Below are 21907 nucleotides of genomic sequence, written 5' to 3'. Positions count from 1 at the left end.
CTCCGCCGCCGCTGCCGCCGTACGTTCTTCGACCGGCATTGATCCGGACACCCGGATACGGACGTGCAAGAGGTATGGGAGTTCTGCTTCGCATCCTCGTCGCCGCCGGTCTCGCGGCCGACGCCTACGTGCACTGGGTGTTCGCACCCGACATGGACCCGGGCCCCAACGCCCCCAGCGGGGTGATCCCTGGGGACGTCCTGTTCCAGGCCCAGGCGATCGTCGCCGCCGTCGCCGGCCTGCTCGTCCTGGCCTGGGCGCGCAGGTGGACCTACGCCATCGCCTTCCTGGTCGCGGCCAGCGCGGTCGGCGCCCTGCTCCTCTACTACTACGTCGACGTCGGCCGGCTCGGGCCGATCCCGGCCATGCACGACCCGTCCTGGTACGCGGAAAAGACGATCAGCGGCGTGGGCGAAGGCGTCGCCGCGCTGGCCGCCCTCATCGGCTTCTTCACCGTCAACCGCAACCGCGAGGACGAGGACCCCTTCCCGGCGAACGGCACCCCGCAGTTCGACCGCATGCGCTGACGACCCGACCTGGCACGAGGCCGTGACACCGGCGACCGCCGCCGGTGGGCTCGGCCCTGCCGTCGTGTACGACGTTGGATGCGAGCGAAGGCGTTGAGGGAAGACCGCGGTTGTGCCGGGTTGCCGTCGCAGCGATGAGTTTGGCCGCGGGCGCAGGTCTAACCCCCGATCGAGACAAGCGACTCATCGGAGGTAAGACATGGGCCTCATCCACATCGAGCTGTTCGCGACCCTCGACCTGGTCGGGCAGGCGCCCGGTGCGCCCGACGAGGACCCGGTGGGGTTCCCGTTCGGTGGCTGGCAGGCGCCCCTGATGGACGAGGTCGCGGGGGCGCAGATCTGGTCCTCGTACGAGGGCACCGACGCCCTCCTGCTCGGCCGCCGGACCTACGAGATCTTCGCCGCCTACTGGCAGTACCAGGACGGCGATATCGGCACGCTGTTCAACAGCGTCCCGAAGTACGTGGCCTCCCGCGGCAAGCCCGACCTGTCGTGGGCGGGGTCCACGCAGCTCGGCCCGGACCTGCCCGCCGCGGTGCGCGAGATCCGTGACCGGCACGAGCATGTGAAGGTCGTCGGAAGCCTGAACCTCGTGCAGACGCTGCTACGCGAAAAGCTCTTCGACCGCCTGGACCTTTGGGTACACCCGATCGTGCTCGGTGTCGGGAAGAAGGTGTTCGACGGTGGCGCGGTGCCCGCCAACGTCACTCTTCTGGAGCCGCCGGTGGCCAGCCCGAAAGGCACCGTGTACCTGCGTTACGGGCTGGCCGAGGGCACACCCGGGACAGGGGACATGACGGCACCCGACCGCGGTAACTGAGAGCGAGGCGGCCCGCGTGCGGCTCACCCCGGGCCGGCGGGATGGGCGAGGTCGTAGGCGCGGGAGAGCTTCTTGGGGACGACCATGCGCCAAGCGTCGACGACCAGCTCGCGGGCCTCGGCCGGGTCCAGCGCCGACAGCTCGGCGTTGACCCAGTTGAAGCGCATCTCCGACGCCGGCGGCAGGTGGAACTTGTGCGGCTCGCTCGCGACGAGCGCGGCCCGCTCCTCCTTGGGGAACGCGAAGCCCATCACGCTCTCATCGAGGGAGAACGCCACGTACACGATCTGCCCGACGCGGAACTTCAACCTGCCGCGCACGTACACCGGGTAAGAGCGCTCCAGCGCGGTGCCCAGCGCCCGAACGTCCTCGACCACCGCCACGTCCGCACCTCCTCCGCGTCTCATGCCGGTGCTTCGTCGCGCTCCGGCCGGCGCTCGCCGACGTGCCCTCGATCAGGAGCATGATGCGTTCGGCATCGTACGCCGGGTCGGCACGGCCGGGCCGTTCCAGCTCGGCCCGGATCAACCGGTGCACCTCCGCGCGGTACTCGCGGGCGACGGCGTGCGCCGGATGGTCCGGGTCCTGAAGGGCCAGGTCCGCGCCGAGAAAGCGGCAACCGCGGAAGCCCTCCGCTTGAAGATCGCCATGATTTCGTCGGCGGGCCGCTCCCCGGCGGCGTCCATCACCGCGCGACAGGTCTCCAGGTCCTTGACCGCGGTGCCGCGAAGCACCTCGTCCTTGCCGCCGAAGTGCTCGTACAGCGAACGCCGCGCATTCGTGGACCACGACCCGGACCTGCTCAGACCCCGCCCCCGCAGCCGTCCCGCACGCCGCCGGCTCGCCGAGCGGGGTCCTGCCGGGCCACATTCTCGGATTGGCCGTGTAGCCGCGGCCGGCCTCGACTGGACGATGGGATCATGACGACACCACGACAGTCGGGGCCGGTTTCTATCGGGGAGGCCGTCGGGTCTCTGCCGGGACCCTGGCAACCGCAAGACCTGGCATTGGCGAACGACACGGTCATACGGCTCGCCCGGCTGGAGGGGGAGTTCCCCTGGCACGAGCATGAAGAGGACGAGCTCTTCCTGTGCTGGGACGGAACCTTCCGTATCGAGCTGGAAGGCCGGGACCCCGTTGTGCTGGGCGCGGGCGAACTGTTCGTGGTCCCCCGAGGCACCAGACACCGCCCGGTCGCCGAACGACAGGCCCATGCCCTCCTCATCGAACGCCCCGAAACAAAGCAGTACGGCAACGGCGGTCAGCCGGAGAGCAATGTCGCCAGGAGGTCGTAGAACTCGGCGGGCCGGTCGACCATGGCGAAATGTCCCGCGTCGGCGATTCGATGCATGTCGCGCGGGGGCAGCAGCCGGCGCAGGTGGTGTTTCCCGTCCTCGTCGCCGTGAATGTACGAGCGGGTCCGCGGCAGCTTGGTGAACAGTTCGAGAAGCTTGCCGCTGTCGGACCATTGCACCAGCGAGGTCGCGCTCTGATGGACGGCCGCGGGATCGGCGCCCTCATACCATGTCGCCCAAGCCTGAAGGTCTTTCCGGGGGGAACTTTGCAACTCGCGTAGGAAGGATGTGTAGCCGCCCGGCACGAACTCGGAGGCCATCTGGCTTGCGATCTGCCTGCTGACGAGCCCGCAGTCCTCGGCGGTGAGGTTGCCTTCCACGCTGACGCAGTGGCCGAGCGCCGGGACGCGTTCGGCCGCCAGCAGGCCGACGGCTCCGCCCATACTGTGGCCGACGAGGAACACCCGCCCGTCGGCCCCGGCGGCCTGCATCGCCTTGATCACGCCGATGGTCGCCTCCGCATAGGACTCCAGCGAGTAGTCGTGATCGTGCCAGCGTTCGGAGTCACCGTATCCGGGCAGGTCGAAGGCGCAGATCGAAAGGTGGTCCAGCGCCGGTGACGCGAATGCGCGGTCGAAACTCTCCTTGGCACAACCGAGCCCGTGCACCAGAATCAGCAGGTCGCTTCCGGAGTGCCGGACCTTCGCGGAGATCCGGGTGGCGCGGTTCCCAACGCGAACGACCAAATTGGTCATCTCGCCCCGATCCGCGCAAGCCACGCTGAGATAGCCCATGACAACGGTCCCAAGGTCGTCCTGTTATTGGCGGTTACTTATCGACACGGTAGCCTCCTCGCCGAGATCAAGAAGGGCGCTTATAAAGAATCATGAAAACCACGGTCGGATCACCGGTGTGGACGGCGGTGGGCGTGCCCCTCCCGGTGTGATGCTCGTTGCAGGTAGGACGAAACATGATCTTGAGAAGTTCGGTCCTGGTGATGGCGTCACGTCACGGTGCGTAGAGAAGACCCTCCAAGCGGTCGCGCAGGAACCTGGGTGTGATCAGATCGAAGTGGCCCGAGCGCGAGCAGTCGAGATTGCTGATGTCCAGACCGCGATCCTGCGCCGCCCTGGCCATGCCGTTGAACTGCTGTTCGTAGGAGAACGACATGATGATGTGGACGTCCCCGACGACGGTGGTCAACTGTCCGACCCGATCGAGGAACTGGTCGTAGCCGTCGACCCGCCAGGTGTCCACGACCTCGCTGGCATGGCGGCGCACCTGGTCGAGGTTCTTCGAGGTGATCTTCCTGAGGTAGTTGCACAGATAGCCGAGATCGTTGACATCCCGGGCGGAGTGGAGGATTCCCACCAACTCGTCCAGTGGGTCCGCCGCGGTGAGCGCGGCGACCTTGGAGGAGATGGTGGTGGTCGAATGGTTGACGTTGGGATCGAGCAGTATGGCGCGCTCGATGTCCAGCCCCGCGGCCAGGTCCCCGGCATACCGCTTGAGGAGCAGCAGGACGTCGGCGCCGAAGGAGAAGCCGACCGCGGTGATGTTCTTTCCCGGGTTGTCGCCGCGGATCTTCTTGAGGGCGTAACTGAGCAGTTGCAGATGCGACTTCAAGCTGATCGGCTTGTAGTGCGGATCGTCGCGCTCCTCGGTGTTGAATCCGAACATGGTGAGCGCGATGCAATGGAATTTGCTTTCCGCCATGTAGGGTCGGAAGTCCTCGGCGTCCAGTCCCAGTCCGTGCAGGAAGACGACCAGTTCAGGGGAGTCGCGCTCGACCTCCAGGTAATGCAGCGAGCGCCCGACCACCGAATCATGCTCGTCCTCGATGTACTGCAGCGCGTCCGTCCCTATCGGGAACTCGCCGGCCTGGAGCTCGTGGATGACCTGCCTCCGGACCAGCAGCCGGTACAGGATGATCGCCGACCCGCTCGCCACCATCGCGACCAGCAACACGGACAGGACCGTGGAACTGAGCCAGTGGCCGGAGGTCGTCAGCGCCCGGCGGAACTCCTCGGAGTAAAGGTTCGTCGCCAGCCCCAGGACCGTTCCGGCGACGCCCGCCACGGGGGCGAGCCAGCGAGGCACGCGCATGGAGGTCGCGGGCTGCGTGTGTTCACCATTCCGGCGGGCCACGGTGCCATGCATGGACACTGGTTCTCAGTCGAAGGTCACGGGGTGGCGGTCAAAGAATTCCCGGTAGTGTTCCAACCTCGTCACCTTCCCCTTGAAATGGCCGTCGGACACCGCGCACACCCGATAGGGGTCCTGCCGGTCCCGGCAGTAGACCAGCACGTCGCATCCTTGGCGGGTGAGCTCCCCGTGCGGTTCGGTGACGATGAGAAGCCCTGGGGGACGCAGGCCCTCGCGCAGAGTCCGCACCAGTTTCGCCCGCATCGCCATACTGATCTCGTAGAGCACATAGCTCAGGTTGCCGGCGTGCACGGCGTTGTCGCGCAGGAACGCCGTCAGCGCCTCGTCATCCACCAGGTCCACCTCGTGGAACCGCACCGGCCCGCCTTCGTCGGCGAGAACGTCCAAAGTGAACGTCAGCTCGGAGAAGAGCTCGTCGTAATAGTCCGACGGCCCGTAGCATGAGCGCACCCATTCGAGATCGGGCATCGGGCCACGGTCGACGCCGAGCGATGATCGCAGTGGAATCGGCCGGAACCGGGGGATCCCGTCATCCCAGACGAGATCGGGGGCGAACGTGCGGTACAGGGTCTCGCAGTTGAGCTGCCGAGGCAGGATTCCCAATCCTGTGCCGAAATCGGCGAAGGTGATGCCGTCGCCCTCGTGACCTCTGAAGAAGGCGCTCAGGATGGCCTGTGGAACAAGAAAGCGGCGCGCCCCGGTGAAGGAGTTGCGCCGCATGGAGACCAGCCGCCTGATGTCGTCGCCGTGCTCGCCTACCGTCTCCTCCAGGAGCCGCAGGCGCTCTTTCATGGAGGGCGCCCGATAGATCAGCGGAAGCGCATCCGGCCGGACGGTCTTGATCGCGATGCCGACCAGACTGATCAGGTGAGTGGCGCTGTGCGCCGGCTGGGAGCCATGACACAGCGCCAGAATTCGACGCAACTCCGCGGACGGGGCCGCGAGTCCGTAGCCGACCAGCCGGTAGAAATCCCGCCATCCATGATCTTGCGGATGGTTTCCCATTTCCCTGGCCGCCGACTCGAATCGGTCGAATTGCATGACTTGTGATGTTACCACCGCTGAAAATGGTGGGCAAGTGGTATTAATTCACAGTGCGGGTGTCGGTCCGATGTCGGCCGGTGCGTCTTTTTGGATCTTGGTTCCGCGGCCGGCCGGGCTAATGATCGATATCTCGCCGATGTGGAGAATGCCTCTCGCCGAACGGGAGACGGGAAAGCGTGAGGTGGGTCATCGACGGCCGGGGCGGTCATGAAAAGCTGACCCCGGAGAATGTGTTACCTGACTGTACGGGGCACTTGCCGGTGGCGAGGTCAGGTCTGTGGGGGTTCGAGGGTGAGGCCGGGGAGGCGGGCTGTCAGGCCCGCGTGTCGTCCCTTGGACACCGGTGGTGAGACGCCCAGGGCTGCCAGTTCGGGGCGGAGGGTTTCCGGGTTCGGGTGTGTGATCTCGAATGAGCGCAGGGGGACGGCCGGCAGCGTCTCCGTTGGGTGGGGCGTGTCGCCCCAGTCGATCAGGAACGGGCGCACGCCCGGTAGCGGTGGGGTGAGCCGCCATTTCAGCAGCGTGCCGTCCGGGCGGCGGCGCGACATCTCGTGGGCGTCGCCCGGATCGACCCCCGCCTTCCTGGCTCGCGCCACCGCCGTGTCGATGTCGGTGGTCGCGACCGCCCAGGCGACCAGCGCGGGTGCCTCCAGGTCGTCGACGCCGAACGGGCGGGGGCCGGCGGGCTCGGGCTGGCCGGGATCCCTTCCGACGATCTCCAGATAGCCGCGCCCGCCGAGTCCGAGCAGGTAGTTGCGGGTGCCGAAGCCGAGGTGCGGTCCGCCCTCGACCGGCCGGGTCCCCACCGCCTCGGCCACCCGCTCCACCGCGGCCTCCAGGTCCGGCGCCGCGTACACGAGATGATCCAGAACGGCCATGGCGCCGATCCTAGGCGGCCCGTTGCCGAGGAAAGGGGTCGCGGGTACGGTCGGGGGCGGTGGTTCTCCGGCCGCCTCTGGGTCCGCGGGCAGAGCTGCAAGCTCACCGGTCAGCCAAGCACGTAGCGGCATGTTCTTTCCCGCCCGATGTCGCGGACCCTTGGGCAACGAGGGGGTGTCGCCGGGCATCCCGGCGCGGGCTCCGGCTTCACCGCGTCCCTGGTCATCGGCACGGGCGAAGCCCGAACCTGGGCCGTCCTGGCGAACCGTCAGGTCTCGGTCGAACCCGTCAACGAACGTCTGGCCCTCCCGTTGTCGTGACCGTTCCGTCCCGGGCGACCTCCACCGAGAGCGGGGTGGCGCCGATCCGGATGTTGCGTACCGACAAGGGGCCGAAGCCCGGGACGGGGGAGAGGGACACGCGCCCCTCGGGGAGATCGACGTCCAAGCCGAGCAGGGCGGTGACCAGGGCGGGGGAGACGGCCGCCGCCCACGCCTGCGGGCTGCACGCGGTGGGGTACGGGACGGGCGGCCGGGTCGCGTCCTGGCCGCCGAACAGCTCGGGGAGGCGGTGGCCGAACGCGGGGGCCGCGGCGACCAGACCGCGGGCCAGGCGGGCGGCGGTCTCGGCGTGTCCGGTACGGACCAGGCCGAGAATCGCGATCACGGTGTCGTGCGGCCACACCGAGCCCAGGTGGTACGAGAGCGGGTCGAACCCGGCGGCGTGCGGGGTGAGGGTGCGCAGGCCGAAGCCGGAGTCGAGCTCGGGAAGCCGGGCGGCGACCCGTGCCTCCTCGTCAGGGGTGAGCAGTCCGGTGCCGAGGAGATGGCCCATGTTGGAGGCCACGCCGTCGACCGGGTCGCCGTTGCCGTCCAGGGCGATCGCCGGGTAGCCGTCCAGCCAGAAGCGGGAGCGGAACCGGTCGGCGAGGGCCGCGGCCCAGGAACGCCAGCGGTCCGCGCCGGGACGGCCGAAGGCGTCCAGGAGGTCCGCGCCCAGCGTGGCGGCCTGGTAGGCGTACGCCTGCACTTCGGACAGCGCGATCGGCGGGCGCGGGAGGCGGCCGTCGGCATGCTGGACGCCGTCCGAGGAGTCCTTCCAGCCCTGGTTGGCGAGGGTCTCGGCGGAGCCCACGTAGTGCACGAACTCGTCGAAGCCGCCGAGCCATCCCAGCGCCCGTTCCACCGCCGGGAGCAGGGCCTCGACCTCGCCGGACGGCATGCCCCACCGCCACGCCTCGGCGAGCGTCACGACGAAGAGCGGGGTCGCGTCCACCGTGCCGTAGTAGAGCGGCGGCAGCCAGCCGGTCGTGTCGTCGGGACGCAGCTCGTGCGGGATCTTGCCGGGCTCCTCCTCGGTGGCCGGGTCGGTGCGGGTGCCCTGGCGGCGGGCCAGGGCACGGAGCGTACCGGCGGCGAGCTCGTGTCCGAGGGGGAGCGCCAGGCGGGCCGTCCAGAGCGCGTCCCGTCCGAAAAGCGTCAGGTACCAGGGGCTGCCCGCGGCGCTGTAGAGGTCGTCGCCATCGGCGAGGAGCAGGGCGGTGAGGTCGTCCACCCCCTGGGCGACCAGACGGTCGAGGTCGGTGTCGGGTGAGTCGACCGTGAGAGGGGCGTCCGCCCAGGGAGCGGGAACGGACGGCGGCGCCGGGCGGAACCCGGACGTGCGCGGGGGAGTCGCCTTGATGGTGATCGTGGTCGTGAAGGACTCCCCTGGGGCGAGGGACGGCTCGGCCCGGGTACGGCCGTCCAGCCGTACCCGGAAGCCGTCCGACGCGCTTCGTTCCACCCCGTCCACGAGCGCCAGTTGGCGCAGCGTGGCACCGTTCCCGGAACGCACGGTGGCGACCGGGGCCAGGTCCGCGGCGGCCGCGATCTCCAGCTTCGCGGTCACCGCGGCCTCGCCCCGGTTGCGCAGCACGATCCGCTCGGTGCCGCCGTCCCGGGTGACCGTACGGATCCGCTCGACGGTCACGTCCCCGGCCGAGGCCAGGAAACGCGCGCCGGACGCGCCGTCGGGCACCGCCTCGACCGGGACCGGCTCGGCGCCGTCGACGGTGACCAGAAGCCGGGACAGCACCCGGCGGTCGGCGACGTACAGTCCGTCGGCGCCGCCGGTGAGCTGCCCGCTGCGCGGCGAAAGCCAGATCGCGGGAGCCGCCACGCAGGTGATGTGCTCGTGGAGGGGTGGCGGGTGCAAGGAACCTCCAATACGGGGTGGTGGGGGTGTGTCAGCGAAGGGTGATCGTGAGCGTGGCCTGGCCCCTCCTGGTTCCGGCTTGGACGACGACCTCCGTGCCTCGGGCGGACCGGCGCAGGCTGTGGGCGACGGACCGGCCGTTGAGCGTCACCGACGCGACCTGGGCGCCGCGCGGCAGCACATGGCCGATGACCAGCGACGCGCCGTCGACCCGCAGGTTCACGGACGTGCGGAGGGTACGCGCCGACGCCTCGGCGGTGACCGCGACCGATCCCGAGCCCACGCGGATGTCGCGGCCCGCGATCCGCGACTGCCCCGGCGGTAGCTGCGGAACGATCTCCAGCCTGCCGCGTCCCATGTCGGGGCTCAGCCCGAGCTGGTGGTGGACCACCGGCCAGAGCGTCCCGTACGCGCCCCACGCCTGGAGCACCATGGAACGGTCGGTGAGCTTGCGGTCGATGTTGGGCGGGTCGAAGTCGGGGCTGGGCAGGATCTCCGGCATCGCGCCCGGCAGCTCCGCCAGCGCGGGGTCGAGCTGGCTCCGCGCGTTGGCGGCGGTGTAGCGCTTCTGCTGGGCCAGCCGCCCGTGGTTGCCCTCGGCGGTCGCCATGACCCCGTTGCCGAGCGAGTAGATCGACCGCTCGCTCTGCACGGCGGAGACGGCGTCGTCGCAGGACGGCCCCCGGTTCCCGCCCTCGGCCGAGGTGGGTCCCGTGCCGGTGTGGAAGAACCCGTTCTCGCCCGTGTAGCAGGGCTCCTCCCGCTTGGCCAGGGCGACCGCGGCCCGCTCGTCGGACGCCAGCGGACGCGTGACCTGCCCGGGACGCACCAGCACGGCGTCCATGGGCGTCACGCCCGTCCAGTGGCGCTGGAAGATCGGACGGTTGTCGTTGGCCGGGTCGGCGGGGTCGTCGATCGACTCGGCGAACCCGTCGGTGGTGCCTCCGGCCCACCACGTCCGGTCGAAGTCCCGCTCCATGGCGGCGGCGCGGGCGTCGGCCCACGTGACGGTGGCCGCGTCGCCCTTGGCCCGCGCCATGTCGGCGAGGTCGCGCAGCCCGCGGATCGTGTAGACGGCGTTGTCGAGCTTCTCCACGCCCATGCCGGAGCGCTCGACGTTGCCCAGCCCTTCGGGCCAGCCGTCGCCGTCCTCGTCCCAGCGCTCCACGATGAAGCGCATGTTGCGGACGGTGAACCCGTACATCTCGTCCAGGAACCGGCGGTCGCCCGTCCACCGCCACACCAGCGCGACGGCGCTGGGGAACTTGGCCGTCTCGTCGGTGTTGCCGGCGTCGTCGTTGGCGCCGAAGTAGACCGAGCCGTCCGAGATCACCTCGTGGACGACCTTGCCGCTGCGCGCGTTGGCGACCTCGCTGGTGTCGCGCAGCGCCCGCAGATGCGCCTTGATCGCGTCGAACTGCCCGGCGGGCACGGCCGCGAACGCGGTGTACTCGCCGTCCGTTCCGAACAGCCACGGGTAGTCGGGCCAGCCCGCGCCGTACCAGCGGGCACGGTTCACCGTCCCCGCCGGCGCGGGGAACCGCCGTCCCTCGCGCGTCACCCGGATCCGCAGGTCCCGTGCCTCCTGGACGGAGTCGGCGAGGTTCTGCTTGCTCCACTCGACGCTCTGCTGGAGCCGCCGGTCGCCGGGCAGGTCCACCACCGTGTTCGCGGCCAGCGCCTTCCGGGACGCGATCTTGCGGGCGGCCAGTCCGGCGGGGTCGCGCAGCGCGGTGCCCAGCGCGGCGCCCGCCTCGGACGTGCCGCGGTCGGATCCGGCCACCGCCACCCAGACGGTCGTGCCGCGCCCGGCCGGGACCCGGACGTCGTACGAGAGCCGCCCGCCGGTCCCCTTGCCGAACGCCGAGTCGTCGCAGCGGTCGGGCGCGGTCCCGGTGGACGGGCACACGACGGGCGGGTCCTGCGGTCCGCGATGCGCGGACCCGAGCGCGTGCGAGACCGGTTTCCGGTCGGCGGCGACGTACGCGGCGAAGTCGTGCCGTGGCGCGTTCGCCACCGGAGGCGTGCCCTGCTCGCGGAACAGCAGCGCCCCGTTCTGGTATGAGCCGGTGTCGGGCAGGTTGTAGGTGGACTGGTCCGGCGTCGTCCATCCCCACGGGTAGGCGCTCATCAGCTCCGAATGCGCGTCGACGTCCAGCCGTACGGTCCGGGTCCTGTCGGAGGTGAGCTTCAGCCCGATGAGGCCCGCACGGAGCCCGTCGGGCACGACGTCCGTGCGCTCGACCCGGACGCCGTTCGCGGCGGCGTACCGGGTGCGCGTGTACCCGAACCCGAACGTGTGGCGCTCGGCCTCGGCCTTCCCCTTGGCGTCGCCGAGCCACGTCCCGTCCAGCCCGAACCAGATGCCGTCGAGCAGTTTCAGCGGCGGCGTCCAGAACCCGCCCATCTCGCCGGTGATGTGCCACCCGGCGGCGGGGTAGAGGCCGTCGGCCGTGGACATGGCGTAGAACCGGTCGCCGATCACGACCGAGCGCCGGTCGGCCAGCCGGGTCGTCGTGCTGAGTTCCGCCGAGGCGGCCGGGCCTGGCGCGGCGCCCGCCTCGGCGGGACGGAGCGGCGCCGCGGCCAGGCCCGCCGCGACGACCAGGGCGGACGCGCCGATCATGAGGGGGTGGCGGAGGGAAGGGGGTCTCATTTGACACCTCCCGCGGTGAGGCCCGCGATGATCCGCCGCTGGAAGATCAGCACCACCGCGACCAGCGGCACGGTGACGATCACACCGGCCGCCATCTGCGTGCCGAACGGCTGGTCGAAGCCGTACGCGCCGGTGAACTTGGAGATCGCGACCGTGGCGGTCTGCATCTCCTTCTTGTTGACCATGGACAGCGCGATGATGAACTCGTTCCACGCGCAGATGAAGGTGATGATGGCGGTGGTGAACACCCCCGGCGCGGCCAGCGGGATGATGATCCGCCGGAACGCCTGGCCGCGGGTGCAGCCGTCCACCATCGCGGCCTGCTCCAGCTCGAACGGAAGCTGGCGGAAGAACACCGTCAGGTTCCACACCGCCAGCGGCAGCGCGAACGACAGGCTGGGCAGGATCATCGCCTGGTAGGTGTTGATCCAGCCGATGTCGGTGAACAGCTTCAGCAGCGGGACGATCAGCGAGATGGTCGGGAACATCGAGGTCGCGATCACCACGGCGAGCACCAGGTTCTTGCCGCGGAACCGCAGCCGGGCCAGCGCGTAGGCGGTGCAGGTGCCCACCACCAGCGTGAGCACAGTGGTGGTCCCGGCCACCGCCAGGCTGTTCGCCAGGGCACGCCCGAAGCCCACGTCGGGCTTGAACACGGCGCTGAAGTTTTCCATCGACCACACCGCGGGCAGCGGCGAGTTGTCGAACTGGTCCTGCGGGCGCCGGAACGCCGAGACGACCATCCAGTAGAACGGCGCCAGGCAGTACACGACCACCAGCGCGATCCCCGCGTACGGCAGGATCCGGCGGGCGGACGACGCGGCGGACGACTGCCCGGGCTTGGCCATGACGGTCATGACGCCGCCTCCTTCCGCCTGCCCGCGCGCCGCGCGCGGAGCCTGCGTTTGGGTTTCGCCTCGCGCATGTCGCCGAGGATGTCGGCGCCCAGCAGCTTGACGAACATGAACGCGATCGCCGCCACGTACAGGAACAGCACCGTCGAGTACGCGGCCGCCGACCCGTACCGCAGGTTGGACGCCTCGTCGAAGGCGACCATCGACAGCGTCTGCACCGACTCCTTGTCGGCGCCGATCAGCACGAACGGCAGGTCGAACATGCGCAGCGCGTCCAGCAGCCGGAACAGGACCGCGACCAGCAGCACCGGCTTGACCAGCGGCAGCGTGATCCGCCAGAACCGCTGCCAGGCGCCGCAGCCGTCCACCCTGGCCGCCTCGTGCACGTCCTGCGGGATCAGTTGCAGCCCGGCCAGTACCAGCAGCCCGACGAACGGCGCCGTCTTCCAGGTGTCGGCGATGATCACGGCGAACTTGGCCTGGAGACCCTCGGTGGTCCACAGCACCTCCCGGCCGATCAACGCGTTGGCCACGCCGTCGGCCTGGAAAGTCCAGCGCCACATCAGCGCCGACACCGCGGTCGGGATCGCCCAGGGCACCAGCACGCTGGCGCGGACCAGCGCGCGCCCGCGGAACGCCCGGTGCATGATCAGGGCCATGCACATCCCGATCACGGTCTCGATCGCGACCGTGGTCACGGTGAAGAACGTGGTGTTCCAGAGCGCGCCCCAGAACACCGGCGCCCCGTCCCCGGTGAAGATGTCGAGATAGTTGTCCAGGCCGCTGAACCGGTCGCCCTGGACGACGAACCCCTCCTCGTCCAGGCCCTGCCCCTGCCGGTACAGCGACTCGCGCAGCGCCGCCAGAATGGGATACCCGACGACCAGCGCGAGCACCGCGAAGGTCGGTGAGAGCAGCAGCGCGGCCAGCCTTCCCGAGCGTTCGGGCGCGCCCCCGCGGCGAGCGGGGGACGGGGGCGCGGATCCGGGCTGCTCGGGGGCGGCGACGATAGTGGTGGCCATCAGACCCCTCCTCGCAGCGCCGCTACTGCTGCTTGGTCAGCTCGGTGAGCTTGGCCTGCATGTCGGCGAGGGCCTGATCGGTGGTCTTGGTCCCGCTGAGCGCGGCGTAGGCGTTCTCCTGGATCGCCTCGGTCACGTCGCCGTACCGGACCACGACCGGCCGCGGCCTGGCGTTGAGGAGCGACTGCTTCAGGACCGGCAGGTACGGGAACTTCTTCTGCAGCTCGGCGTCGTCGTACAGCGAGGCCAGCGTCGGCGCCTCCGAGGTCGCCAGCAGGTTCTGCCGCTGCCGCTGCTCGTCGGTGAGGAACTTGATGAAGTCGAGCGCGGTCGCCTTGTTCTTGCCGAACGAGGAGATCGCCAGGTTGTAGCCGCCCAGCGTGGGCGCGCCGGGGCCGTTCGCGCCGGGCAGCGGCGCCACGTCGAACTTGCCCACGACCTTCGAGTCGCCCTTCTTGTTCGACAGCGCCCACTGGTACGGCCACTGCCGCAGGAAGAACAGCCCGCCCTTCTCGAACTCGCGGCGCGCCTCCTCCTCCTTGAACGTGATGGCCGACTTCGGGATGCGGCCGGACTTGAAGCCCTGGGCGAGGAAGTCCAGGCCCTGCTTGGCCTGCGGCGTGTTGACGTTGGGCGCGCCCTGGTCGTTGACCACCACGCCGCCCGCGCTGTGGACGGCCTCGGAGAAGTTGACGGTCAGGCCCTCGTACTTCTCGAACTGGCCGCCGTAGCAGGCCACCCCCTCGTCCTTGACCTTGTCGCAGGCGGAGGTCATCTCCGACCAGGTCTTCGGCGGCTCGTCGAGGCCCGCCTGCTCCAGCAGGTCGGTGCGGTAGAACAGCAGGCCCGCGTTGGTCTTGAACGGGACGGCGTAGAGCCGGTTCCGGTACTGGGCGGTCTTCACCGTGGGTGGCAGGAGCGAACCGAGGTTGAACTGGTTCTCCGGCAGCCGGGTGATCCAGCGGTTGGCGGCGAACTCGGCCGTCCACACCACGTCCAGGGCCAGCACCGTGTAGGCGTCGGACTTGGCCTGGGCGTTCTGCACCATCTGCTGGCGTTGCCCGTCGGCGTCCTCGGGCAGCTCGATGAGCCGCACCTTCTCGTTGGGATGCTGGGCGTTCCAGTCGTTGATCTGCCTCTGGAGGTTGCCGGAGGTGTCCTTGCCCTGGGCGAGGGTGATGGGCCCTCGTCCCGTCAGCTCGTCGGTCGTACCACCGGAGCCCTCGTCACCACCGCAGGCCACGGCGGAGGCGGCGATGAGGGCCGCCATGCTTCCTATCGCGATCGCGTGACGCATCGTCGTCGTCAGGGGTGTCACGATCTTTCCTTTCTCGCGGAGCTGCCATTGCCATCGCCGGGTCACCGCCCGGCCTCCCCCCGAGTGACCAGTTCTGGGCGCAGCATCACCCCCTCGGGCGGGAGGCCGGGCGTGCGGATCCGCTCCAGCAGCAGGTCCACGATGCGGCGGGCCACCTCGTCCACGGGCTGCCGCACGCTCGGCATCGGCGGCGCCATCAGCGCCAGCGCGGGGGAGTCGTCGTACCCGACCACGTCCACCTTCGGGACGCCGTGCGGGTCCAGGCCGCCCGCGAGCCGCGCCGCCACCGCGAACGTGTCGCTGCCGCAGGCGAACGCGGTGGGCGGGTCGGGCATCGCCAGCAGCTCGCGGGCCACCGCCGACACCGCGGCCGTGTCCTCCTCGCAGCCTCCCGCCAGGCCGGACGGGTCCAGGCCGTGGCGGCGCATGGCCCTGTCCCAGCCGGCCCTGCGTTCGTCCCCGACCCGGCTGCCCTCCGGCCAGCCGAGGTAGGCGATGCGCCGGTGGCCGCGTGCGACCAGGTGGTCCACCGACTGGGCCAGCCCGTCGCCGCCGTCCACGTCCACCCAGGAGTACAGCTCGTGCTCCCTGCCCCAGGGACGCCCGAAGCAGACGCAGGGGACGCCCATGCGCGCGCACCACGCGGGACGCGGGTCGTTCACGACGACGTCGGCGACCACGAAGGCGTCGACCGTGCCGGTGCCGACCAGGTCCTCGTAACAGGCCAGCTCGGCGTCGGCGATGGCCGTGGTGGCCATGGTCGCGGTGGCCGGGGCGGCCCCGGTGGCCGCGTCGGACTCGGGGCTGGTGAACAGCAGCACGTGGTAGCCCGCCGAGCCGGCCGCGTCCGCGAGCGCGTGCAGGAACCGATCGAGCAGGTTGTTCAGCCCGGCCGGATGGGCGATCTTGAATCCGATGCACCGGCTGGCGCGTTCCCGCAGGTTCCGCGCGGCCCGGTTCGGCCGGTAGCCGAGCGCGGCGATCGCGCTCCGTACCCGCTCCGCCGTCTCCGGCGCCACCCGTCCCGGCGCGTTCAGCACGTTCGACACCGTCTGCCGGGAGACGCCCGCCCGCGCCGCCACCTCGGAAATCGTGGCGCCAGGTCGGCCGGCGGCCGGATTTTGATCGTTCAAATTGCCCATTTGAACGATCAAACTGGCATCACGCCCACACCATGTCAAGGTCCCATAACACGCCGATGCTCCTTCGTGACCTGTGGCGGCGTGCGGGCGGGGTCAGCCGAGGGACGTGTTCGGGGGGTTGCGTTCGAGCTTGCGGCGTTCCCAGCGGTTGGGATGGCGGACGACCACGCCCGCCGAGCCGCCGTTGCCCGTGAGCCGGATCAACGGGGTGCCGGGGAGCGGGTCGTGGTCGGTCTTGTCCTTGAGGCCGCCGATGGCGGGGTCGAACCCGCTGGTCTCCACCATCCAGCCGTCCGGGACGACGATGGTGACGCCCGCCGCCTGCCCGTGCGCCTCCACCCGGACCTCCGGCAGCGGGCAGTCCGCGCGGGTGAAGTCGATCTTGACGCCGCCCAGGCCGCCGTCCGCGGTGATGTGCTCGGGGACGCGCCAGCGCCCGGTGCGGGACGCCCCGTTCAGCCCGCCCTTGAGGACCAGCGGCGGCTCCTGGCGCGGCGGGGGCTGCGGCGGCAGGTCGGCGGTCAGGGCCTCCAGATCGCCGTAGGTCTTGGCGGTCAGCGCGAGGCCGACCCTCGACTCCAGCTCGTCGAGGTCGAGCCGTCCCTCGCCCGCCGCCTCGCGCAGCCGTTCCACGACGGCGTCCCGCTCCGCATGGGACACGCGCAGGTCTTTCCGCCGGGACGGGTCCGGGGAGTCGCTCGTCATGCGACAGATGATACGGAGATCCGGCCCCGCGGGCGCGGCCGGATCCAGCGCCTCAGCCGGTGCTGATGTCGACCATCCAGTTGATGCCGAACCGGTCGGTGCAGGCGCCGTACTCGTCGCCCCACATCTGCTTCTCCAGGGGGACGGAGACGGTGCCTCCCTCCGACAGCTTCGCGAAGTAGCCCCGGAGCAGGTCGGCGTCGTCCCCGCTCAGGCAGACCGTGATGTTGTCGCCGGGGTTGAGCGCCGTGCCGGGCGGGGCGTCGGCGCCCATCAGCACGTAGCCCTGCTCGGTCTTCAGCGAACCGTGCATGATCTTGTCGGCGTGCGGGGTGTCGGCCATCCCCTGCTCGCCGAAGGTCATCAGCGACAGCTCTCCGCCGAAGACCCCCTGGTAGAACTCCATCGCCGGGCGCGCGTCCCCGTCGAAGTTGAGGTAGGGGTTGAGCAGTGAGGCCATGGGATGCTCCTAACGACGGCATCGGGCGGAACCACCCGACGTTTCGATCCTCACAGCGCGGTCCGGGATGCGACAACCGCTCTTCGGATTCCGCATGGCCGCGATTGGGCAAACACCCGGCCAAGGAGCCCGCGCCCTCTAGGGACGGAGGCCGGCGCGGATGATCGTCATGATGCGGCGGCCGTCGTCGCCGGAGCCGTTGCGCATGCGGGCCAGGCACGCCGTTATCAGCGCCTTGACGTCGGCGACGTCGACGTCCTGGCGGACCTCGCCCGCCCGCTGGGCGGCGGTGAGGAGGTCGCGCATGGCGCCCATGACGTCGTGGCCGGTGCGTTCGGCGGCCGCCTCGACGTCGTAGCCGCTGCCGGCCAGGGCCTCGGCGAGGCCGTGGTCGAGCGCGCCCTTGTCCACCATGAACGCGAAGAAGTCCCAGAACGCGGCGCCGGGCTCCGCCGATGCGGCCAGCTCGCGGGCGCGCCCGATCAGATGCTCGACGCGGTGCAGGATGATCGCGTCGTAGAGCGCCTCCTTGGTGGGGAAGTGCCGGCTGACCGTGCCCGTTCCGACCCCGGCGCGGCGGGCGATCTCGTGCACCGGGACCGACAGCCCCTCGGCGGCGAACGCCTCGATCGCCGCGCTCAGCACCCGCTCGCGGTTGCGCCTGGCATCGGCTCGCACTGGTTTTTCTCCCGAGGACGCTCGACAAACGGGATGGGCGTCCCGTATCGTCCACCATAAGTGGGATGCTCATCCCGCTTCCACCATTCTAGTACAGGAGGCGCAGCGATGCGCGATGTCATGCTGTCCGGCCTCAGGGTCGGCGCCCTCGGCCTGGGCTGTATGAACCTCACCACGTCCTATGGGCCGGTCGACCGGGACCAGGCGCTCGCGGTCCTCCGGGACGCCTTCGACGGCGGAGTGCGGTTCTGGGACACCGCCGACGTGTACGCGCTGGGGGACAACGAGCGGTTGCTGGGCGAGTTCCTCGCCACCGTCCCCCGGGACGAGGTCGTGCTCGCCACCAAGTTCGGCGGCGTCCGCGACCCGGAGACCGGGCGGCCGCTCGGAGTCCGCGGCGACCCCGCCTACGTGCGCGAGGCGTGCGAGGCGAGCCTGCGCCGCCTCGGGACGGACCACATCGATCTCTACTACCAGCATCTGCCCGACCCGGCCGTCCCCATCGAGGAGACCGTCGGCGCGATGGCCGAACTGGTGGACGAGGGCAAGGTCAGATGCATCGGCCTGTCCAACCTGGGCACCGACCAGCTTCGCGCGGCCCACGGAGAACATCCCATCGCGGCCGTCCAGAACGAATGGAACCTCTTCTACCGGAAGGTGGAGAGCGCGCTCGTCCCCGCGTGCGCCGAGCTGGGCATCGCGTTCGTCCCGTACTCCCCGCTGGGACGCGGCGTGCTCACCGGCGCGACGATCACCACCACCGAGCTGGACGCGGAGGACGAGCGGCGGATGTTCCCGCGCTTCGCTCCCCAGCACGCGCGGCACAACGCGGCACTGCTCGGCCCCGTCCATCGCCTGGCGGAGGCGCACGGCGCCACTCCGGCCCAGATCGCGCTGGCCTGGCTCGTCCAGCGCTCCGAGGTGCATGGCCTGACCGTGGTACCGATCCCGGGCACCAGGCACCCCGCCCGCGTGAAGGAGAACGTCGCCGCGCTCGACCTGCGGCTCGGCCAGGACGACCTGGACGCCGTCGAAGGCATCGCCGGGCAGGTCTCCGGCGAGCGCCTGCCGGAACTTCCGCCCGAGCTCCGGCACTTCATGCCCGAGATCGTCTAACCGTTCCCAGGCTCGACCGGGATGTAGGAGTCCAGGAGTCCTGTGTGGTTGCCGAGCGGCGCCGTGGACTCGCGAAGGCGGGCCGCCCAGTCACCGTCGTCGCGGCGCACGCCCACCGCGGTCTCGATCGCGGAGGGGACGGCCGTTCCCCACAACGCGGCGGCGCAGGCGTCCCGGTCGCGCTGGTCCCGGTCCCACCAGGCGGAGACGTGCTCGTACTGCTCGGCGAGGGTGGCGCCGGGGATCTCGCGCCCGTGAGCGGCGGCCCATGCGTCGCTGCGCGGATGGCGTCCCGGTCCCGGTGAGACCTTCTGCGCCGACCGCAGTTCCTCCAGCACCAGGCACCATCGGTAGGGCGCGGCAAGGAACTCGGTCTCGTCGTTCGCGCACCCGGCCGTTCCGTCCAACGAGGCGCGCAGGACGGCGACCAGGTGACCGGCCAGCGCCTGGTCACCGCTGGACGGCGGGATCACGCTGGACCGGGCGGCGACGGCGGCGTCCACGGCGTGCGAGAGCGTGCAGTCGCGCAGCCGTGGCGGGAGCGCCCGTACCGCCTCCAGCACGGTCTCGTCCGGGACGGGCGTTCCCCAGCCGGTCAGGTGCGCGGCGGCGGCCAGCTCCGCCCACAGGACCAGTTCCGGGCGCAGCGTCAGCGTGTGGTGGGCGGTGCGCATGTCGCGCAGCGTGCACGGCGACGCCTTGCAATCGTTCCCGCAGGTGAGGCTGCGCGGCGACACCACCGACGCGGGGGAGGCGACGGCCGGGTCGGAGGCCGCCTCCAGCTTCGTGCCGTCCGGCATCCGGACGAGGTGCGGGAAGTCCATGCCGTCGGTGAAGACCGCGCCCTCGCCCGGAGTGAGGGTGACCAGGAACTGCGACTGGGCCTCGGTGATGTTCATCGTGGCGCCGACCGCGTCCCGGTCGTCCCGGGCCGGCAGCCGGTGGACGATCTTGACGGCGGTGTTCTTGATGACGTCCGGGACGAGCTTCGCCGGGATCTGCTCGGCCACGACCAGCCCCTCGCCGTAGGCGCGGATCTCGGCCAGCAGCCCCGCGAACGTCTCCACCGCGTGCGACGCGGGACCCGCCTCCTCGGTGCGCCGCAGCAGCCGGTGCGCCTCCTCGAACACGCTGAGGTGCCGCAGCGCCCCGCCGGTCCGGTGGCGGTGGCGCAGCCGGAGGTGCTCCACCAGGCGCACCAGCACCGTGCCCATGAGGAACGCCTTGTCGCGGTCGTCCCCCACGTCCTCGATCTCCAGGACGACGTTGCGGCTCAGCAGCTCGCCGAAGTCGACCGGGTGCCCGCCCTCGAAGAACCGGCCGGTGGTGCCGAGGCGGAGGCTGGACAGCCGCACCCGGACGAACCCGCGGACATTGTCGGTGATCTCCTGCCCGTACCCGATCTCGTCCACCACGGCCTCGGCCGCCGCTTGCAGGTCGCCCAGCGTCGGGTAGCGGGGCGTCGCGCCCGGGACGGCGGGCTCGCCCAGCGCCAGGTCCCAGCCGAGCCGTTCGTAGCACCGGGTCAGCGCCGCGCTCAGCACTTGAGGGAACGGCTCGTCGGCCTCGAACGCCGCCAGGAACAGCGCGCGCACCAGGTCGGCGTGCGTCTGCAACGGGAACGGCCGCCCGTCCGGTCCGGTCGCGGGCTCCAACGGGTTGATCCCGGCCGCGATCGCCCCGGGGTCACCGGGACGGATCGCCACCACCTCGGCGTCCGGGAGGCGCGCGGCCATCAGCCGGTACTCGGCCTTGGCGGGCTCCACCACCAGCCACGGCAGCCCCGCCCCCGACGCGGCGCTCAGCAGCGCGCGGACGGTCTGCGACTTGCCGGCGCCGGTCGCGCCGCACACGAAGGTGTGCCGGTTCAGGCTCGACAGCGGCAGCGTGAGGTCGCCGACCTCACGGCGGTTGCGGTCCAGGACGCGTCCCAGCGCGATCCCGTCCGCGCCCGAGGCGGACGCCTCGGGCGTCACGTCGAACTCGGGGCGCAGCGTGAACCGCACCCCCGCGACCTCCCGCAGCGGTGGCCGGGCGAGCGCGGCGAGCATTTGCGTGCTCGCCTCGAACGGGAACGACGGCCTGGCCGCGCCGGGCTCGTCACGCTCGCCCCCGAGGCTCGCCTGGGTCTCGGGGACGAGCGCGTACGGCAGCCCGTCCAGATCGGCCGACGCGCACACCAGCCCCGCCACGCGCGCCGCCGCGCGTTCCGTCGTGGCACCGGCCAGGAGCCGCACCCTCCACAGTCCGGACGTGGTGGCCTGGCGCAGCTCGCGATGCCGATGCTCGTCGCGGATCGAGGCCACCGCGTGCTCCGGTGACATCTCCGCCATCGACCTGAAGTACTGCTGCCGGTCCGCCAGCTCGACTGCGAGCCGGTCGGCCTCGCCGGTCTCCACGGGCTCGGCGAGCAGCAGCCACGCGAACGGCTGCATCCACACCGACAGCAGGCCGTCCTCCAGTGACGGACGCGCCGGTTCCCTCGTCCCGTCCCTCCTCCCGTCCGGGACGGGGTCGGCCAGCAGGCCGTCGGAGATGCCGCCGATCCGTACCCAATGCGGGAACGTGCCCATCGCGTCCGCCAGCAGCCCCTCGGGCAGGAGGGTGCCACGCCCGCCCGCGGGCAGGCTCAGCGTCGCGGCGCCGCCCTCGGACGCGTCGGCGATAAGCGAGTCCCCGCCGACGAACACCTCCGTCGGCCCGGACGCCTGGGTGCGCCGCCATGCCACCAGCACCGCGCCGCTCTCCCCGTCCGGGCCGTGACCGGCGTGGTACGCCGACACCAGCGCGGCCATCCGCTGGTCGCGCCACTCGTCGCGGCCGTCCGGCTCGGCGTCCTCGCCCTGCGGCCGCGGCGCCTCAAGGAGGCGGCACACGGGCAAGGCGCGCATCCGTTGCCGCAGCGTGTCGGGCAGTCGTCCGGCCATGCCTCCACACCCTCCGCAGCGGGACGTGATCAGTCAGGCTAGTGAGCAAGATGCCCGATGGGAAGCCGAATTCTAGGGAGAACCGCTGACAAGTCCGGTGTC

At 70.7% G+C, this 21907-nt stretch carries 19 protein-coding genes; 4 read left to right on the top strand and 15 right to left on the bottom strand.

Going from position 1 to position 21907, the window contains the following annotated elements:
- Positions 1-74 precede the first annotated feature (74 nt).
- Together QSK21_RS01555 and QSK21_RS01550 are read left to right on the top strand one after the other, a co-directional pair.
- Positions 75-527: a hypothetical protein gene (locus QSK21_RS01555; protein ID WP_285693011.1), complete on the top strand. Its 453-nt coding sequence runs from the start codon at positions 75-77 to the stop codon at positions 525-527.
- A gap of 199 nt (positions 528-726) precedes the next feature.
- On the top strand, positions 727-1347 hold the full coding sequence (locus QSK21_RS01550; protein WP_285693008.1) for a dihydrofolate reductase family protein: 621 nt from the start codon (positions 727-729) through the stop codon (positions 1345-1347).
- 23 nt (positions 1348-1370) lie between these two features.
- Here the strand turns inward: QSK21_RS01550 and QSK21_RS01545 are convergent, their stop codons facing one another.
- Positions 1371-1730 (bottom strand): MmcQ/YjbR family DNA-binding protein, encoded by a 360-nt coding sequence (locus QSK21_RS01545; protein WP_285693006.1) that lies wholly within the window; start codon positions 1728-1730, stop codon positions 1371-1373.
- Between the two features lie 624 nt (positions 1731-2354).
- On the opposite strand from QSK21_RS01545, the gene QSK21_RS01540 reads away from it, so the two are divergent.
- Positions 2355-2642, top strand: coding sequence for a cupin domain-containing protein (locus QSK21_RS01540; RefSeq protein WP_285693004.1), 288 nt, complete (start codon positions 2355-2357; stop codon positions 2640-2642).
- On the opposite strand, the gene QSK21_RS01535 is transcribed toward QSK21_RS01540, so the two are convergent.
- From QSK21_RS01535 to QSK21_RS01475, 13 genes are all read right to left on the bottom strand, one after another.
- Entirely contained in the window at positions 2609-3436 is an 828-nt protein-coding gene (locus QSK21_RS01535) for an alpha/beta fold hydrolase (protein ID WP_285693002.1), read from the bottom strand. The genes QSK21_RS01540 and QSK21_RS01535 overlap by 34 nt on opposite strands.
- A gap of 214 nt (positions 3437-3650) precedes the next feature.
- Positions 3651-4742 (bottom strand): alpha/beta fold hydrolase, encoded by a 1092-nt coding sequence (locus QSK21_RS01530; RefSeq protein WP_285692999.1) that lies wholly within the window; start codon positions 4740-4742, stop codon positions 3651-3653.
- A gap of 72 nt (positions 4743-4814) precedes the next feature.
- Positions 4815-5849 carry a hypothetical protein gene (locus QSK21_RS01525; protein WP_285692997.1) on the bottom strand — a complete coding sequence of 345 codons (1035 nt, stop codon included), beginning with the start codon at positions 5847-5849 and terminating at the stop codon, positions 4815-4817.
- A gap of 272 nt (positions 5850-6121) precedes the next feature.
- The gene (locus tag QSK21_RS01520) at positions 6122-6730 is read right to left on the bottom strand and encodes a VOC family protein (RefSeq protein WP_285692995.1); all 609 of its coding nucleotides are present in this window, start codon (positions 6728-6730) and stop codon (positions 6122-6124) included.
- 289 nt (positions 6731-7019) lie between these two features.
- Positions 7020-8927: a glycogen debranching N-terminal domain-containing protein gene (locus QSK21_RS01515; protein ID WP_285692993.1), complete on the bottom strand. Its 1908-nt coding sequence runs from the start codon at positions 8925-8927 to the stop codon at positions 7020-7022.
- Between the two features lie 31 nt (positions 8928-8958).
- Positions 8959-11583 (bottom strand): glucosidase family protein, encoded by a 2625-nt coding sequence (locus tag QSK21_RS01510; protein ID WP_285692991.1) that lies wholly within the window; start codon positions 11581-11583, stop codon positions 8959-8961.
- Positions 11580-12440 (bottom strand): carbohydrate ABC transporter permease, encoded by an 861-nt coding sequence (locus QSK21_RS01505; RefSeq protein ID WP_285692988.1) that lies wholly within the window; start codon positions 12438-12440, stop codon positions 11580-11582. The genes QSK21_RS01510 and QSK21_RS01505 overlap by 4 nt, the downstream gene beginning before the upstream one ends.
- On the bottom strand, positions 12437-13459 hold the full coding sequence (locus QSK21_RS01500) for a carbohydrate ABC transporter permease (RefSeq protein ID WP_285692986.1): 1023 nt from the start codon (positions 13457-13459) through the stop codon (positions 12437-12439). The genes QSK21_RS01505 and QSK21_RS01500 overlap by 4 nt, the downstream gene beginning before the upstream one ends.
- Positions 13460-13481: 22 nt before the next feature.
- On the bottom strand, positions 13482-14777 hold the full coding sequence (locus tag QSK21_RS01495; protein WP_285692984.1) for an ABC transporter substrate-binding protein: 1296 nt from the start codon (positions 14775-14777) through the stop codon (positions 13482-13484).
- 41 nt (positions 14778-14818) lie between these two features.
- Positions 14819-15859 carry a LacI family DNA-binding transcriptional regulator gene (locus tag QSK21_RS01490; protein WP_285692982.1) on the bottom strand — a complete coding sequence of 347 codons (1041 nt, stop codon included), beginning with the start codon at positions 15857-15859 and terminating at the stop codon, positions 14819-14821.
- A 153-nt stretch (positions 15860-16012) separates the two neighbouring features.
- A complete protein-coding gene (locus QSK21_RS01485; RefSeq protein WP_285692980.1) occupies positions 16013-16624 on the bottom strand; it encodes a DUF1707 SHOCT-like domain-containing protein in 612 nt (203 codons plus the stop codon).
- A gap of 52 nt (positions 16625-16676) precedes the next feature.
- Positions 16677-17084 carry a VOC family protein gene (locus QSK21_RS01480; RefSeq protein WP_285692978.1) on the bottom strand — a complete coding sequence of 136 codons (408 nt, stop codon included), beginning with the start codon at positions 17082-17084 and terminating at the stop codon, positions 16677-16679.
- 138 nt (positions 17085-17222) lie between these two features.
- Positions 17223-17762, bottom strand: coding sequence for a TetR/AcrR family transcriptional regulator (locus QSK21_RS01475; RefSeq protein WP_285692977.1), 540 nt, complete (start codon positions 17760-17762; stop codon positions 17223-17225).
- A 108-nt stretch (positions 17763-17870) separates the two neighbouring features.
- Here QSK21_RS01475 and QSK21_RS01470 point away from each other — a divergent pair, with 108 nt between their 5' ends.
- Entirely contained in the window at positions 17871-18878 is a 1008-nt protein-coding gene (locus tag QSK21_RS01470) for an aldo/keto reductase (RefSeq protein WP_285692976.1), read from the top strand.
- On the opposite strand, the gene QSK21_RS01465 is transcribed toward QSK21_RS01470, so the two are convergent.
- Positions 18875-21805 carry an ATP-binding protein gene (locus QSK21_RS01465; RefSeq protein WP_285692974.1) on the bottom strand — a complete coding sequence of 977 codons (2931 nt, stop codon included), beginning with the start codon at positions 21803-21805 and terminating at the stop codon, positions 18875-18877. The two genes, QSK21_RS01470 and QSK21_RS01465, sit on opposite strands and share 4 nt — an antisense overlap.
- Between the last annotated feature and the right edge of the window lie 102 nt (positions 21806-21907).

Source organism: Actinomadura sp. NBRC 104412 (assembly GCF_030269515.1).
GTDB lineage: Bacteria > Actinomycetota > Actinomycetes > Streptosporangiales > Streptosporangiaceae > Spirillospora.
Note: the sequence above shows the minus strand (reverse complement) of the source record. Positions and strands in the feature narration are given on the sequence as shown.